The sequence below is a fragment of the Neptunomonas sp. CHC150 genome, assembly GCF_030397555.1.
Taxonomy (GTDB): domain Bacteria; phylum Pseudomonadota; class Gammaproteobacteria; order Pseudomonadales; family Balneatricaceae; genus Neptunomonas; species Neptunomonas phycophila.
On the sequence record NZ_JAPNXU010000008.1, the window covers coordinates 64,973 to 79,094 of the forward strand.

General features: G+C 44.4%; 12 protein-coding genes. All 12 read right to left on the minus strand.

Features of this window, described 5'->3' with window-relative positions:
• Positions 1-45: 45 nt before the first annotated feature.
• The 12 genes from OW491_RS09585 to hemF all read right to left on the minus strand — a co-directional run bounded on the left by OW491_RS09585 (position 46) and on the right by hemF (position 14,091).
• Positions 46-312 carry a PAAR domain-containing protein gene (locus tag OW491_RS09585; protein WP_075173909.1) on the minus strand — a complete coding sequence of 89 codons (267 nt, stop codon included), beginning with the start codon at positions 310-312 and terminating at the stop codon, positions 46-48.
• A gap of 7 nt (positions 313-319) precedes the next feature.
• Positions 320-1,228, minus strand: a complete 909-nt coding sequence (locus tag OW491_RS09590) for a hypothetical protein (RefSeq protein ID WP_290035765.1) — start codon at positions 1,226-1,228, stop codon at positions 320-322.
• 591 nt (positions 1,229-1,819) lie between these two features.
• Positions 1,820-2,173, minus strand: a complete 354-nt coding sequence (locus OW491_RS09595; protein ID WP_290035766.1) for a hypothetical protein — start codon at positions 2,171-2,173, stop codon at positions 1,820-1,822.
• Between the two features lie 43 nt (positions 2,174-2,216).
• Positions 2,217-2,483: a PAAR domain-containing protein gene (locus OW491_RS09600; protein WP_215151450.1), complete on the minus strand. Its 267-nt coding sequence runs from the start codon at positions 2,481-2,483 to the stop codon at positions 2,217-2,219.
• Complete coding sequence (locus tag OW491_RS09605) at positions 2,483-3,547, minus strand: hypothetical protein (protein ID WP_290035767.1); 1,065 nt, start codon at positions 3,545-3,547, stop codon at positions 2,483-2,485. Before OW491_RS09605 ends, OW491_RS09600 begins: the two co-directional genes overlap by 1 nt.
• Complete coding sequence (locus tag OW491_RS09610) at positions 3,486-5,483, minus strand: hypothetical protein (RefSeq protein ID WP_290035769.1); 1,998 nt, start codon at positions 5,481-5,483, stop codon at positions 3,486-3,488. The genes OW491_RS09605 and OW491_RS09610 overlap by 62 nt, the downstream gene beginning before the upstream one ends.
• A gap of 22 nt (positions 5,484-5,505) precedes the next feature.
• Positions 5,506-7,035, minus strand: coding sequence for a DUF4123 domain-containing protein (locus OW491_RS09615; RefSeq protein WP_290035771.1), 1,530 nt, complete (start codon positions 7,033-7,035; stop codon positions 5,506-5,508).
• The gene (gene tssI / locus OW491_RS09620) at positions 7,032-9,014 is read right to left on the minus strand and encodes a type VI secretion system tip protein VgrG (RefSeq protein WP_075173913.1); all 1,983 of its coding nucleotides are present in this window, start codon (positions 9,012-9,014) and stop codon (positions 7,032-7,034) included. The genes OW491_RS09615 and tssI overlap by 4 nt, the downstream gene beginning before the upstream one ends.
• 152 nt (positions 9,015-9,166) lie before the next feature.
• Positions 9,167-9,643 carry a type VI secretion system tube protein Hcp gene (locus OW491_RS09625; RefSeq protein WP_075173914.1) on the minus strand — a complete coding sequence of 159 codons (477 nt, stop codon included), beginning with the start codon at positions 9,641-9,643 and terminating at the stop codon, positions 9,167-9,169.
• Between the two features lie 226 nt (positions 9,644-9,869).
• Complete coding sequence (locus OW491_RS09630; protein WP_178969695.1) at positions 9,870-12,248, minus strand: AAA family ATPase; 2,379 nt, start codon at positions 12,246-12,248, stop codon at positions 9,870-9,872.
• 101 nt (positions 12,249-12,349) lie between these two features.
• The gene (aroE, locus tag OW491_RS09635; RefSeq protein WP_290035776.1) at positions 12,350-13,174 is read right to left on the minus strand and encodes a shikimate dehydrogenase; all 825 of its coding nucleotides are present in this window, start codon (positions 13,172-13,174) and stop codon (positions 12,350-12,352) included.
• A 2-nt stretch (positions 13,175-13,176) separates the two neighbouring features.
• Positions 13,177-14,091: an oxygen-dependent coproporphyrinogen oxidase gene (hemF, locus tag OW491_RS09640; RefSeq protein WP_290035777.1), complete on the minus strand. Its 915-nt coding sequence runs from the start codon at positions 14,089-14,091 to the stop codon at positions 13,177-13,179.
• Positions 14,092-14,122: the final 31 nt, after the last annotated feature.

Below are 14,122 nucleotides of genomic sequence, written 5' to 3' on the forward strand. Positions count from 1 at the left end.
ATGTGAAGTTCCTTTTCAGTTATTTTAGATTGAGTTGTTTTAAAGCTACGGCTCAACTAAGCACGTAGCCGAACCTGTCATAATGGTTCCACCGTGGCTGGTTTTGCAGCCGACGTACGCAATGGGTTTACCGTTCATATCCATGGTTGATGAACCTTGAACGATAACCGCGCCACAGCCGGTTTTATCACCGACCGTAGCAACGCGTTGACCGTCGACTTCTGAATCAGAAGCGACGGAAACGATAGGGGTAGTTCCACAGCCTTTTTTAGGGCAGGAGTGGAGGTCTCCTAGGCGGGCTATGGGTTTCATAATTGCTCTAAAAATCTGTGTCATTTGATATAAAGAATGGTATAAAAACCCCATCTTTTTTATAAAACAATAACCTAGAATCAATTTTTCTATCACCAAACTCCCATATTAAAGGGTCAGGAAAAATTCTGGCTAGCCTGCCGTCATCTAATATATCAAACGTAGTTCTCGAAAAGTCTGGCGGCATTATTTCATATTGGTTTCCATTACTAGTTCTTACAGCACTGAATGTTTCAATAACATTATTTTCTTCCAGATACTCTTGCAAACTCGTACCATTGTACTTTTTAGCTACCAATTCATACATAGGGTAGAGAGGTTTAATCGCATCTTCACGATTATTGGATTTAATTTTCTGATATTGATTTTCATAAGCCAGCTTTAGAAGATCTATATCTTTACTATCAATATGATCACCTTCTCTCCATATCCAAAAATCTTTTGAGGTTTTAAAATCTCTTACAACCACCTCTTTCTTTTTGGATATAGACTCATTTTTAAACCTACCTGTTAAAATAACGCTTCCAACAAAATCATCCTCTTTAACAACCTTTACATCATCACTAGCGAATTGAGCGACCCTACCTGTGTAAGTTTTGTTTCCATCGACCAACACTTTCTTATCCGCATCATACGACAAATTAAAAGCATCGACCTTATTACCATTCTTTACAATAGAGACATACAAGGATGATTTATCACTAAATTCTTTAATAATATCTCCCTCCTTATTTTCATATACCCCCATCACATTTACCTCTAGAGTATTACTACCTTCCTTAAACATATGATAGGCAGGTATTTGTAGGCTTCTTGGACTTAAATCTTTACTTTTTATTAAAGGCAACCCATTAACTCTAACGTCGTAAACCACATCTGTTGACTCAACACTGACTGAAATTTTATCGCTTGCCATAGTTACGCCCTGAAAAACAAATATAAAAAAGATGACTCTAAGAAGTATTAATCCACATTGGTATATCATCGGTTACCTCTTTAACTGTTAGCTCAAGCAGATCATATTATTTTTCCACTAATGTTTGACTGCTTTCTATTTTCGTTTTTTAAATTCAAGGTCTGCTTAAGATTGTTTATCAGTTACACCGTAATAAATCCCACCTTTAATCTTAAGTCCTTCAAAGAAATAACGCTTATATTCAACTAATTCGCCATTTTCTTTTTTCTGCTTATATTGAATATTCCAAGCGGTGTGTAAAATACCATAAATGCCAGCCTCGGCCTCCTAAATCACCACTTAAGCCTGCACCACAAAAGTAATTTTTGCCGATGTAGAAAACCTTAGTTCTTGCTCGGTTTCTTTTCCATAAGAGCTGCTTTTGAAAACCTTGTTACCATCCCTCTTTAATTCTACTCCTCCAGTAGAGCCATAATCAGTTATAAAATTCAGTGTGCAGCGATTTGATAGGTTGGTTGAGGGAAGCCCAAACTAAAACAGCAACCGACGTTGCTGTTTACAAATATGTCTTACTTAACGATAAGCGGTAACTTAAAAGAACCAGCCGGTAGGATTCGGGTGCGCTTGCTGCTGATCCAATGCTTTCATACCTTTAACGCAGCGAACGATGAGCCAGATGACCCAAAATAGAATAATAAACCAACCCACAAGCACCACCGATGTAATTGCGCCAATCGCTAGGTACAAGAAGCCGATCCAGAAGGTACGTATCTGAAATTGATAGTGTGTTTTTAGCCATTCAGAGGCATCACTTTTGTTAATGTAGGCCATGATGACACCTATCAAGCCTGTAATACCGAATACGATACCTGCTAGGTACAGAATGTAGACCAGCTTTGCAGAGCCGCTATTGGTTGATGAGGTGTTGATCACTTGATCAGTCATGTGAAGTTCCTTTTCAGTCATTTTGGACTGTGTTGTTTTAAAGCTACGGCTCAACTAAGCACTTAGCCGAACCTGTCATAATGGTTCCACCGTGGCTGGTTTTGCAGCCGACGTACGCGATGGGTTTACCGTTCATATCCATGGTTGATGAACCTTGAACGATAACCGCGCCACAGCCGGTTTTATCACCGACGGTGGCAACGCGTTGACCGTCGACTTCTGAATCAGAAGCGACGGAAACGATAGGGGTAGTTCCACAGCCTTTTTTAGGGCAGGAGTGAAGGTCTCCTAGGCGGGCTATGGGTTTCATTAAAAAACAGCTCCTACGCGCCATTCACCACTTTGATCTTTATAAAAAGCCACCTTCATTACAGGGCCTGAACCGTCAGACCTCACCCATTTAATCGGGGACGGGAGAACCGTAACTAACTTTCCTTTGCCAGCAATTTCAACATGAAAGTCTTCATTACTTTCTGGCAATTTAAGCTCTGCCAACTCAGCTCCTGGACTATGGACACGAATGTTATTCTTATTTAGAGAAATACTATTAAGGTAGCCATCTAAACCATCCAACCCTAATGCGGTCCCCACTTGTGTCCATAGAGGACCCATATAGTTTAAAAACTTTTCATAATTGTTATTATTAATAGTTTCATAAAATGATGAATAAACATTTCTTATTTCATCTTTTAAAGAGTCACTCATTTCAATTTCTTGAGCATTCACCCAAACAAACTCAGGGAACCAGTCGGACAATTCAAATTTTTTAGATATTGAATACGCGGCGATAGGTTTTGTGAAAGCATTATAGAATAAAGATTCACTTTTGTAATAAAGTTCATTTTCTACTTTTAGATGTTTAGAGTTTTTCGCTACTTCTATACCATTGAAGTGGTCATCCTCTTTTATTTCTCCCTTATCCATATCGTACGACGCATTGATAATCGTAGCAAAGTCCTTTCCCCTCGTCTTGTAATCTACACGTTCCAAACCTACATTTATATAAAATCCCTCTTTTTCTCCTATAATGTAATCACCCGAATTTTCATCTTTTCCAACTAAGGGAGAATATTTTATTTCTATGTCATTAATACCTTTTTTCAGAGTATAACTAATTGGTATTGAGGTACTTTGGGTCTTTACACTAGTTCTGTTTTCAACCTTAATTCCGTTAATATAAATAGAGTACAGCGCACCTTTAGAGTTAATATTTAAGTAGTAACCAGCTGTAACTTCTTTACCATATCCATTCATAGAGAAACCTAAAAAAACCATTAAAGAAATTGAAATATATACTACTATTTTTTTAAAATTAAACATCTTCCCACAAGTCATTTTCTTCAAGTGGGTCTTTAGTAGGTTTAAGAACTTCATACCAATCACCTTTTATTTCAGGACACTTATACGCATTACCACATACTGTTTCAGCAATTTTTTTTGACTCCTCTATAGCATCGTTCACTATACTGGAAACCTGAACATCCGTAGAATACAGATCGCTAGAGTTTCTAATTAGAGAAGTTTCAGATAAAGTTCCACCATTTTCAACGGCTTCTTCATCACTCTCTGCATCTATTCCTTCTGAAGAGGCACTTGGCGGAGTTTCATCAGTATATCCAATCTCTTTATATGCCTTAGCCTGTACTTTCAGGCCCTCAAAATAATACCTTTTTTGAAGCTTATAATTTTCACCTATTTTCTTTTTCCTCCTCTCCCAAACCCAAGAGGTATTAAGGCTCCCCTCTACACCAACACCTGCAGATAAGATCCAGACCCTAGCTTCCGCATGAAGCCTTATCAAGGCTTGCCCGAGAGTTCTAAATTTTCCGTTGAATTTATATTCCTTACCACCTGCATTTTCTTCAACTCCACCATTATTAGCTTTGATTAATAGCTTATATCCACTTTCTAAACCAAATTCTAAAGAACCAGTGGCAGACAAATTTATTTCAGCCCTAATTTCACCTTTAAAAGATTCACCATTAGCTATTTTTGTTCTACCTTCTTGGAGAACCCTCGCTCCTGCGGGTGTAAGTACTATATTGGCAATAACGTCCAATATATCAATAGTACCTTTTACACCTCCGGTAAAAACTACAGCGGCTTCTCCAAACTTCAACTCTAAATCCGGCGAACCTGAGCACGCAGCTAATTCCAAAGCACTTGTTTTAAGCTCTAACGAGCCGAAAAAATCAATTCCACTTGAAAATTGACTCATACCAGTATTGGTATTATTTTCTATAACTCTTCTATCATCACCGGATGAATCAAAATAACCTTTTAATTCTTTTATAATTCTAAGGACATCTCGAATACTTTTAGGATGATCATCTCTGCTGACTAACTCTTGCGCAGATGCGCCTTTGGCAGTTACTGAATTAGCACTTTCTATTTTGAATGCACCAAACTGGCCTGTTAAGTTTCCATCGAGGCCGGTGCTTATACTAACTCCCCCCGTTCTGATGCTCACTATTAGAGAGGCTTTAATTGTTCCATCTAATTTTACGTATGGATATGGTATAACTTTTATGCTACCAAAGTCCGCATCAATACAACATAGGTTAGGAGTAAATGCTTCAAAATCTGTTGTATTACGGTACTCATTTATATTATAAAACCAGTCAAAACAAGCTAACCCTAATGTAAATTTTTCACTTAGAAATAAGGATATGACCTCATAACGAAGAGTATTTTGATGCAAAGAAACTGCGACATCCGATTTAGAACTTAAATAATGGGGATTACTTGATTTTGTAAGGGCTATGGTAGCGCACATAGTATTAGAATTTTTACATTCCTCCTTATTCCAATCTATTGTTACTTCTGTGGCTAATTCGCTTCCCTTAACATCTTTAGCGACCATTAAAAGATTGGTTTTGTAATTGCCTTGACTGTCAACTTCCAACGGCCATGCAACGAACCTTCCCGAGCTATTTTTGTCCGAAACCCTGCCTGACTCCATACTACAAGGCTCCCTTGACTGGCAAGGTAAACATACACCACTAAATTGTGGGTCAAAGCCATTATCAGTCTCTGACTTGGCTAAGTACTCATACCCCCTCTTAGCCGCCTGCGCAGCCTTCGCCGCTTCCTCTCCTATTTCTTTACTTACTTCTGATGCTTCATTTAGAAGTTCTTGCCCTTTTTCTACAGCCGCTATAGCGCTTTCCTTAGTAGAACCTATAGCAGAGTTCACTCCGCTTCTTTCATAAAGCGTTTTTAGCGTCTCTTTAGCTGCAGCTGGATTAGCAAACTTTTCAGGGAACGCCTCCAAGACCGCCCGGGTTTCATCTAATTGACTAAGATCCATATTTAATTCCATATATATCTATTCATTCCATTGATTCTTTGCCAAGAAAATTTCTTCTTTCACATGCGCCCGGCAACCATCGTTTTATTTCTTTTCGTTTCTGCCATGCTAATTTATTACTACTAAGAATGGATTTTGCGTCTGGATACCCTTTAGGAAAATCAATACCCAGCTCCAATAAACAAATAGCCAGCATACTTATCTGATTCAAAGACGTCATGGAATAAAGCTGCCCGAGCTCCGGTGCATAATTTGACGCTGTTAAGTAGCTGCTTTCAGAAAAGCGATTTTGCGTGATAACAGAAAGTTTTCTAGCTAATGCTTTTCTAGCCCGAACCCCATGCAACTCCCCAAACCGTTCGAACTCGCGCTCAGTGACTTTAAACGCTTTTCGGCTGTTCACCGTTCCGTCCGGGAGTTCGGCTTGTGGTGCCACGGCGAGGATTCGGCCTTGGTAGGTGTACTCCTCACCAAAGAGGTCGACGCTGTTGTCGATGTTTTCGTGTTCGGCTAAGCCAAGCAGAGGCGATAGAGGGATGTATAGCTGCTCGATGGGTTGCAGGAGTCGGCCGATTTTCCAATCATCTAAGGTGTGTAGCGAGTCGAGCAATACGCGCGGGTCGTAGAAACGGTAGTAGATGGGCGATTTGTCGTCCGCCGGTGTCCAGAGCATGGTGAATAGCCGAAAGTGCTCGCGCAGCGCTTTGATGGGTTGATTGCTGCTAAAGACGATACCGCTGTGGTTGATTTGGTCTTGTTCTTTAAACCGTTCAGTAACTGGGTTGTCGGGGTCAAGCTTGACTAACCACGGGGCCATGGCTCGGTTTTCTTCATCCAGTGTGCTGTACAGGCAAGCGTGCGGTGGGTCGTGCGCTTCTAGCTCGTGCTGGATCTCTGGCCAGTTAGCGCCATCGATGATGGCCCATAGCGCGAATGGGGCGCTGTGGTGAAGTTGCGCAGCTTGCTGGAGTAGGGTGGTTTGCTGTTGGATGGCTTCCCAATCTAACTCGGTTAACGTCGGCAGCGGCCATTGCGGTTGGGGTGGCTCTGGGGTTGCTGATGCTGGCGGCGTGTTGTGCGGGCCTTCTACGTCCATGTCGCTGCGTAGATCCGCTGCGCTATTGTCTGTTGATCCATACTCATGAGCTATTTCAGGATTTTCAGACACCTCTTCTACACTCGGGACGCTGGGTTTGGCCTCGGTTTCTTCTAATGCTTGAAAACGACCAAAGATGACCGGCGAGGCAGGGGTGGCTTGTCGTGCTAGTTGCACTAAGTCTTGTGCCATGCCGCGCGTTTTAAAGCGTTGCAGTAGAGGCTCTACGTCGCCTAAACGAATTAGATCGAGCCCGTTATGCTGCAGTGATTGATAGAGTTGTGCTTTGTAGTCTTCCGGTGAACGAGCCAGTACGATGGCATAGGCAATGGCTTGCAGCTCTTGGCCTTCCCAAAAGCGAAGTTTGCCCGGTTGCGCCATGACCTGACATGCCCCAATCCAGGCTTGCGGACTTTGACTAGCGCTGTTGGTCATCGATGTAGCCTTCTGGTTCATGAGGCTTCTTTATCGGCGTTCGGGCAGTGAGATACAAACGGGGATCCCGTACCCGCCGCTGCTTTCATAACAGAGGGGGTCGTGGGAACCGCCGCGCCACCCGCACCACCGGGACCGACACTCATTTTAGGGATAGCTTTAACGCTACCGCCAGAAACAACCACGGCGGCACTACCGGCTACCAAGGTAATTTTTGAGGCATCTAGAATAATATTACCGGAGGCTTTAAACGTGAGGTCGCCACCTACTTTATTTTTCCAGTCTCCACCAACGGTTAGGCCTTTATCGCCATCGATTTTTTCGAGCTGTTTGCCTTTTACCGTCGCGTCGTGATTGCCTTCGATGGTTTCTAAACGGTTTTTGGCGACCACAAGGTTAGAGTCATTTCCCACAGAGGTGGTGTCATCAAACTCGATACGCGACTGGCGCGAATTTTCGACATGCGTTTCCATGTTCTTTTGGGCATGCATGTAGATGAACTCTTCGTCGGCTTCATCTTCAAATGTGAGCTCGTTAAACCCAGTCCCTTTATGGGTTTGAGTTTTGATGGTCATCCGGGTTTTGCCGCTCGGTAATTGGTTAGGCGGCATTTGTTCGGCGTTGTAGACTCGCCCAGTGATAATAGGGCGGTCGGGGTTGCCATCGTAAAAATCGACGATCACTTCTTGGCCGATACGCGGGATAACTAAACTACCGTAGTTGCGGCCAGCCCAGTTTTGGCTAATGCGAACCCAGCACGAGCTGTTCTCGTTGTGTTGGCCGTAACGGTCCCAAGGGAACTGGATCTTAACGCGACCGTATTCATCGGTGTAGATTTCTTCACCCGCGGGACCTACCACCACTGCGCTTTGCGGGCCTTGCATGCTAGGCCAAGGCGTTTTTTGTTCGGGACGGAAGATGGTGTCAGAGCTGATACAGCGAAATGCATTGCTGTAGCTTTTCTCTTGTTCGTCGTTGCTGGTAAATGAATAATCTTGTGCGGTATGCGCCACACTCAGCAATACATATTCACCTTGTTCTTCCGGCGAATCTTCATGCCGATTAAGGGTAAAACTATGGCCCGCCGTAAAGCTACGACAGCCACTTTCACCATTGACGGCATTGTAAGCCGCCTCATCGGCTTCGACGCGAATACGTGAGAACTGATCGCCTAGGGACTTATCGTGATAGCGTCCGGGATAACGGTAGTGTTCATACTTAGCAACGCCCGACACTTCCATATTAGCGGCGGCTGAGGTTTGTAAGCGATTACTAGGCTTTTTAAAATCAAAGTCACGATGCGTATGGCGACCTGCCATAAACTCGAACGAGTGATACCAATTATGAATGGTATGCTCCGATTGAGAGCCCGCATTGTAGCTTACCGATTCTTCTTCGCAGGCACCGTAGCCTCCGATATGATCACTAAGAACCAGCGTATGGGAATCAGCACTGTGCTCAAAGTAATAATAAATACCTTCTTCTTCGAGCAAGCGTGATACAAAATCAAAATCGCTCTCTTGATACTGTACGCAATATTCGCGAGCAGGATGCTGGCCTACAACACGGAACTGGAAGTCGCTAAAACCATTCTCTTTAAAGATGGAAGAGACGATATCTTGTACGGTTTTAAACTGGAAAATCTTACAGTCACTGGTTTGGGTTAAAAACCACAACCAAGGCACCACAACGGCGGAGTAGCCACGCAAATCATGTAGGTGTTGGCCTTCTTGCTTAAAGCTTTTGATGTAACCATTAATGTAGCGATATTCATTGGTTACCAGCAGCGCGTTTTCATCAGTGGCAGCAATTTTTAAGGTAACGTTTTGGCCGACAATATCAACTGGTTTAATATTGTTACGTGATGAATAGGCTTCGATGTTAATTTCGAACAATGACGATACAGACTCTTCACCTTCAAGACGAGTTAGCAGTAATACGTCATCGCCTAGCGGGCTATCCATTGCCAATAGGCGGCCTTGTTGGGTAAACACAGCCATACACTTCCTTGTATGAAATTCTCAGATTTGTAACAAAAATAAATTAAGCACTTGTTTTATAAGCCGTTTCAAACGAATGTTTAAAAACGCATAGCCTAAAACCCAAAACAACAGCCGTAGCTGTTGTTTCAGGTACCCCTACAAATGCAGGATTATAGACGAACGCCAGTGGCGATGTCGTAGCCTGCAGGGACGCTACCTTCTGGCTGATGTTGCTCATTCCAGTTGGTGTACTTCATCTCTACTTTAGTGAAGTTTAGCGATACTGCTTCAACAGGACGGTCGCCGTTGCTCATTACGCTGTAGCCACTGATCAACGTATTAGTCAGCGTGTATTCCATGTATGTTTCAATACCACCTGGAGTAGTTTGAACCATATGGATTTTAGCTGTTTTACCTTGACCTACGCAGGATTCAGCGAAGAACAATGGAGACGTTTTGTCCATTTTAGTTGTTAACGTGATTTCACCAACAACCGGTGTTGTAGACTCACGATCTTTACCTTGACCAGGCTTAGTTGTAAGGCTACGGTTTACGCTCCACTCCATTGAGTCACATTCAACCCAGTTTTCGTGGCCAGCTGCAGTTACGTCACCATCGAGTCCGTCGATTTTTAGATAAATTGCCATCTGTTTAAAGGTCCTTTTTTTGACAACATTTAAGAAAGTGCTCCAGCCCAAAGGCCGGTATTAGAAAGGAAGTCTGCAAATGCACACAGCTAGCGCGGAGATACAAATGGAAGATGTCCTTTTCTTACCATTCTTTAAAACTAAAGCTGAGCGATTGTAACGAATCTAGCGACAGTTTCAAAGGCGAAAATGGCACCAAATTCGTACAGGTCTGGGATTAGCTTTTTTACTTGTCGGCCAACGCTTTGTGCAACTCTTTTAGACGCTTTACAACCTGATGGTTGATACTGCGCTGTGGGAAGCTACCATCGTCTTTGCGCTTGCCGGGTGTCTTGTCCATTAAGATACCTAAGCACTCATCCACAGTAGATACCGCATAAACATGAAACAAGCCTTGCTCAGCGGCTTCGACGACTTCTTTTTTAAGCATCAAGTTACGCACGTTAGCTTTAGGGATGACCACCCCTTGCTTGCCCGTTAAACCGCGAGTTTGGCAAAGCTTAAAGAAACCTTCTATCTTCTCGTTTACACCGCCTATCGCTTGTACTTCCCCGTATTGGTTAATAGACCCAGTCACCGCAAAACATTGCTGGATAGGAATATGCGTGAGTGCCGAAATTAAAATACAGGTTTCGGCTAACGACGCACTGTCACCATCGACATAACCATACGATTGCTCCATGGCAATGCTCGCGGAGAGCGTTAGAGGAAAGTCTTGCGCGTATTGATGGCCTAAGAAGCCTGATAAAATCAAAACGCCTTTTGAATGAATAGACTGGCCTAGCTGCACTTCACGCTCAATGTCCACAATACCGCGCGTGCCTGGGTGAACGGTTGCCGTGATGCGCGCCGGAGAACCAAAAGCCACATCGCCTACTTCCAGTACAGTAAGGCCATTACATTTACCTACCGCCTCACCATCGGTATCGATGAGGACAGTCTCGTTTAAGATACTTTCTAGAATCTTTTCTGATAAGCGGCCGGTACGCCGAGATTGTGCTTCTAGGGCCATCTCCACGTGATGAGCGGTAATCAGATCATCTTGATTGGCAATCCGTTTGTAATCAGCTTCGCACAGTAAGTCCACTAAATCGCCAATGTGCGTGGATATTTTTTCTTGATCACCTGATAAGCGCGAGCTTTGCTCGACTAAACGCGCAACCGCTTCTCGTGTCAGAGGCGCTAGGCCTTCTTCAGCGGCAATGGTCTTCATTAAGCGGGCATAGTTGCGTATCGAAGAGGGGTCACGTGCGACTTCTTCTTCAAAATCGACCACCACACGGAACATCTTTTCGAAATCTTGATCCAGATCTTGCAACAGATAGTAAGTATCCCGACCACCGATTAGTACAATTTTTACATGCAGCGGAATAGGGGCAGGGCTTAGCGAGATAGTGCTAATGCCTGTGTAATCGCTAATGGGGCTTTCGATACCGATTTCGTGCGCTTTTAATGCGCGTTTAAGCGCGCTGTAAACATAAGGTTGCTCCAGCAACTTTTCTGCTTCCAAGACTAAATAGCCGCCATTGGCTTTATGTAAGGCGCCGGGGCGAATCATTTGAAAGTTAGTCACCATCGCGCCCATATCGCTGTTGTACTCGACGCGGCCAAACATATTCTCGTAACTAGGGTGCGCTTCAAAGACGACGGGCTGGCCTTTGGTTTTGTTGTTATCAACTAATAGGTTGACCCCAAACATCTCGTCTAAGAGGTTACGTTTACCGACCTCCGAACGCGCCTCTAACAACTTTTCATCGCCCAGCAAATCGGCGCTATTTTTAACAATGTAGCTTTCTAGTTGATTAAAATAATCACTTAGCCCGGTTATGTGGCTGTATTTTTCTTTAACGGCTTGTATGAGAGGCGAAATAGTTTGGCGCGCCGTATCGCGATCCAGCACTTTCATTTTTTCAGCCGCTTCACGTCGCCACTGAGGCATTTCGGTCAGACTTTCATTGAGATAATCTTCAAGGTCCGAAATGTTACGGTTAAAGGCATCCCGTACTTCTTCCGGTAACTGTGAGAACATTGCCTCGTCCATGGCCTGTCCTTCGGCAACCGGCGTAAAGCCAACGGAACCGGCATCACGGTATAACGCTATACTATGCTCGCGTGCGGCACGTTCTACCTGCTCGATGGCTTGATCGTAATGGCGGTTAAAGTCACGCTCTACTTTACTTTTACGGCGTAAGTATGCCGGGTTCTCGAAGGCGACCGGCAGTTCCGTCATCAGGGTTTCAATGAGTCGGCGGTTATCCCGACGAAGCTGCGTTGCTTTACCGGCCGGTAGCTCCACACTGATGGGATAGCGGCCGTCTTGCAGGTTATTGAGGTAGCACCAATCGGACGGTTTTTTTTCTTTTTTTGCGATGCCTTTCAGGTTTTCTAAGGCAAATGAAAAACGCCCCGTATGCGGGTTCCCCATCACAAACAAATTATAACCAGGGCGGCGCATACCAACACCAAAGCCCATGGCTTCTAGCGCTCGCTCTTGTCCAAAAAATCCGGAGAAGCTTTCTAACGTTTCAGTGGTTCGAAAAGGAAGTAGGTCTGTGTCACAGACTTGATAAAGCGCTTTAGGTGTCAGGGGTAGGTGCTTTTCCATGTAGCGATTCCACAGCAGCAGGGTTTATATTTGTTATAACCCCTGTGCTGCAGTGATGCAAGGCAGCATTGAAAGTTAAGCCTTTGCATCTCCCTTAAAAATCAAGCAGATAACAACTGTTCACGAATTGAACGTGTTACCTCGGCTGTTTCAGGACGCACGCCTCGCCAAATATAGAAAGATTCGGCCGCTTGCTCGACCAGCATGCCCAAACCATCGACACATTTATTAACACCTTGCGCTTGCGCCCAGCGTAAGAACGTTGTTGGCTCTGCACCATACATCATGTCGTAACACAGCGAGTTAGCATCGACTAGCCCGTCAGGCATAACCGGAACGGTGCCATTTAAGCTTGCCGAGGTCCCGTTCACAATGACATCAAAGTAGCCGTTTAGGTCTTCATACGCGCTTGCACTAACAAGACCGTATTCGGCGAATGTGTCGGCTAAGTCTTGAGCCTTTGATACCGTGCGGTTGGCAATCACAATTTCCGCAGGCTTTTCATCTAAAAAGGGCAGGATAGCCCCGCGTACAGCCCCACCAGCTCCCATCATTAAAATACGCTTACCGGTTAAATCTACACCGTAATTTTTCGTAATATCTGTGACAATGCCAAAGCCGTCAGTATTATCAGCGCATAATTGCCCTTGTTCATTGACGTACAGCGTATTAACAGCGCCAGCTAGCGTGGCGCGCTCGGACCGAATGTCGGCAATTTTCCAGGCATCTTCTTTAAACGGTACTGTAACGTTTAACCCTTTACCGCCTTGAGCCAAAAATGCCGCTACTCCTTCTTTAAAGTCATCAACTGGAATTAATAACTTCCCATAATCCATGTCTTGGCCTGTCGCTTTTGCAAAGGCAGCATGGATTTGAGGAGATTTAGAGTGTGCTACCGGATTTCCGGCAAGAACATACTGGTCCATTTTTACACCTCCAACCAATTACGTGGTGTTAAGTAACGCGTATACAGTTCAGCTTCTGGTGTACCAGGCTCGGGGTGCCAATCGTATCCCCACTTCACGTCAGGTGGTAATGACATAAGGATAGATTCGGTGCGACCACCGGACTGAAGCCCAAACAAAGTGCCGCGGTCATACACCAAATTGAACTCCACGTATCGACCACGACGGTACGCCTGAAACTCTCGCTCCCGTTCTCCAAACGGTGCAGCCTTGCGGCGCTCAACGATGGGCAGGTAAGCGTCTAAATAGGCGTTGCCAATTGACTGCATAAGCGCAAAGCTTTTCTCAAAGCCTAGCTCATTTAAGTCGTCAAAAAACAAGCCGCCAACGCCTCGCGGTTCGTCACGGTGTTTAATATGAAAATAATCATCACACCATTGTTTATAGCGCGGGAAAATATCTTCGCCAAATGGCTCGCACGCATTTTTGGCCGTTTGGTGCCAATGACGGCAGTCTTCGTCATTGCCGTAATAAGGGGTTAAATCGAACCCGCCCCCAAACCACCAAACCGGATCTTCACCTTCTTTTTCAGCAATAAAAAAACGCACATTAGCATGCGAGGTGGGTATGTAAGGGTTGCATGGATGCATCACTAATGACACGCCCATGGCCTGAAAACTGCGTCCAGCTAGCTCTGGCCGATGTGCGGTTGCCGACGCAGGCATAGATTCACCAAACACATGAGAGAAGTTTACACCGCCTTTCTCAAAGATACCGCCCTCTGAAATTACACGCGTTCGTCCACCACCTCCGCTTGGCCTTTCCCATGCGTCTTCGACAAACATTTGTTTAGCATCGGCTTCGGCAAGCGCATCGCAAATGGAGTCTTGAAGGCTTAAAAGATAAGCTTTTACGGCATCAATGTTCGGTACGGACATAGTGTTCTCAGCTACTGTCAAATGGAGTAGA

Excerpts from the sequence above, each read along its gene's own strand:
- OW491_RS09585 (WP_075173909.1), bottom strand. The coding sequence starts at position 312 with ATGAAACCCATAGCCCGCCTAGGAGACCTCCACTCCTGCCCTAAAAAA.
- OW491_RS09590 (WP_290035765.1), bottom strand. The coding sequence starts at position 1,228 with ATGGCAAGCGATAAAATTTCAGTCAGTGTTGAGTCAACAGATGTGGTT.
- OW491_RS09595 (WP_290035766.1), bottom strand. The coding sequence starts at position 2,173 with ATGACTGATCAAGTGATCAACACCTCATCAACCAATAGCGGCTCTGCA.
- OW491_RS09600 (WP_215151450.1), bottom strand. The coding sequence starts at position 2,483 with ATGAAACCCATAGCCCGCCTAGGAGACCTTCACTCCTGCCCTAAAAAA.
- OW491_RS09605 (WP_290035767.1), bottom strand. The coding sequence starts at position 3,547 with ATGAAGTTCTTAAACCTACTAAAGACCCACTTGAAGAAAATGACTTGT.
- OW491_RS09610 (WP_290035769.1), bottom strand. The coding sequence starts at position 5,483 with ATGGATCTTAGTCAATTAGATGAAACCCGGGCGGTCTTGGAGGCGTTC.
- OW491_RS09615 (WP_290035771.1), bottom strand. The coding sequence starts at position 7,035 with ATGAACCAGAAGGCTACATCGATGACCAACAGCGCTAGTCAAAGTCCG.
- tssI (WP_075173913.1), bottom strand. The coding sequence starts at position 9,014 with ATGGCTGTGTTTACCCAACAAGGCCGCCTATTGGCAATGGATAGCCCG.
- OW491_RS09625 (WP_075173914.1), bottom strand. The coding sequence starts at position 9,643 with ATGGCAATTTATCTAAAAATCGACGGACTCGATGGTGACGTAACTGCA.
- OW491_RS09630 (WP_178969695.1), bottom strand. The coding sequence starts at position 12,248 with ATGGAAAAGCACCTACCCCTGACACCTAAAGCGCTTTATCAAGTCTGT.
- aroE (WP_290035776.1), bottom strand. The coding sequence starts at position 13,174 with ATGGACCAGTATGTTCTTGCCGGAAATCCGGTAGCACACTCTAAATCT.
- hemF (WP_290035777.1), bottom strand. The coding sequence starts at position 14,091 with ATGTCCGTACCGAACATTGATGCCGTAAAAGCTTATCTTTTAAGCCTT.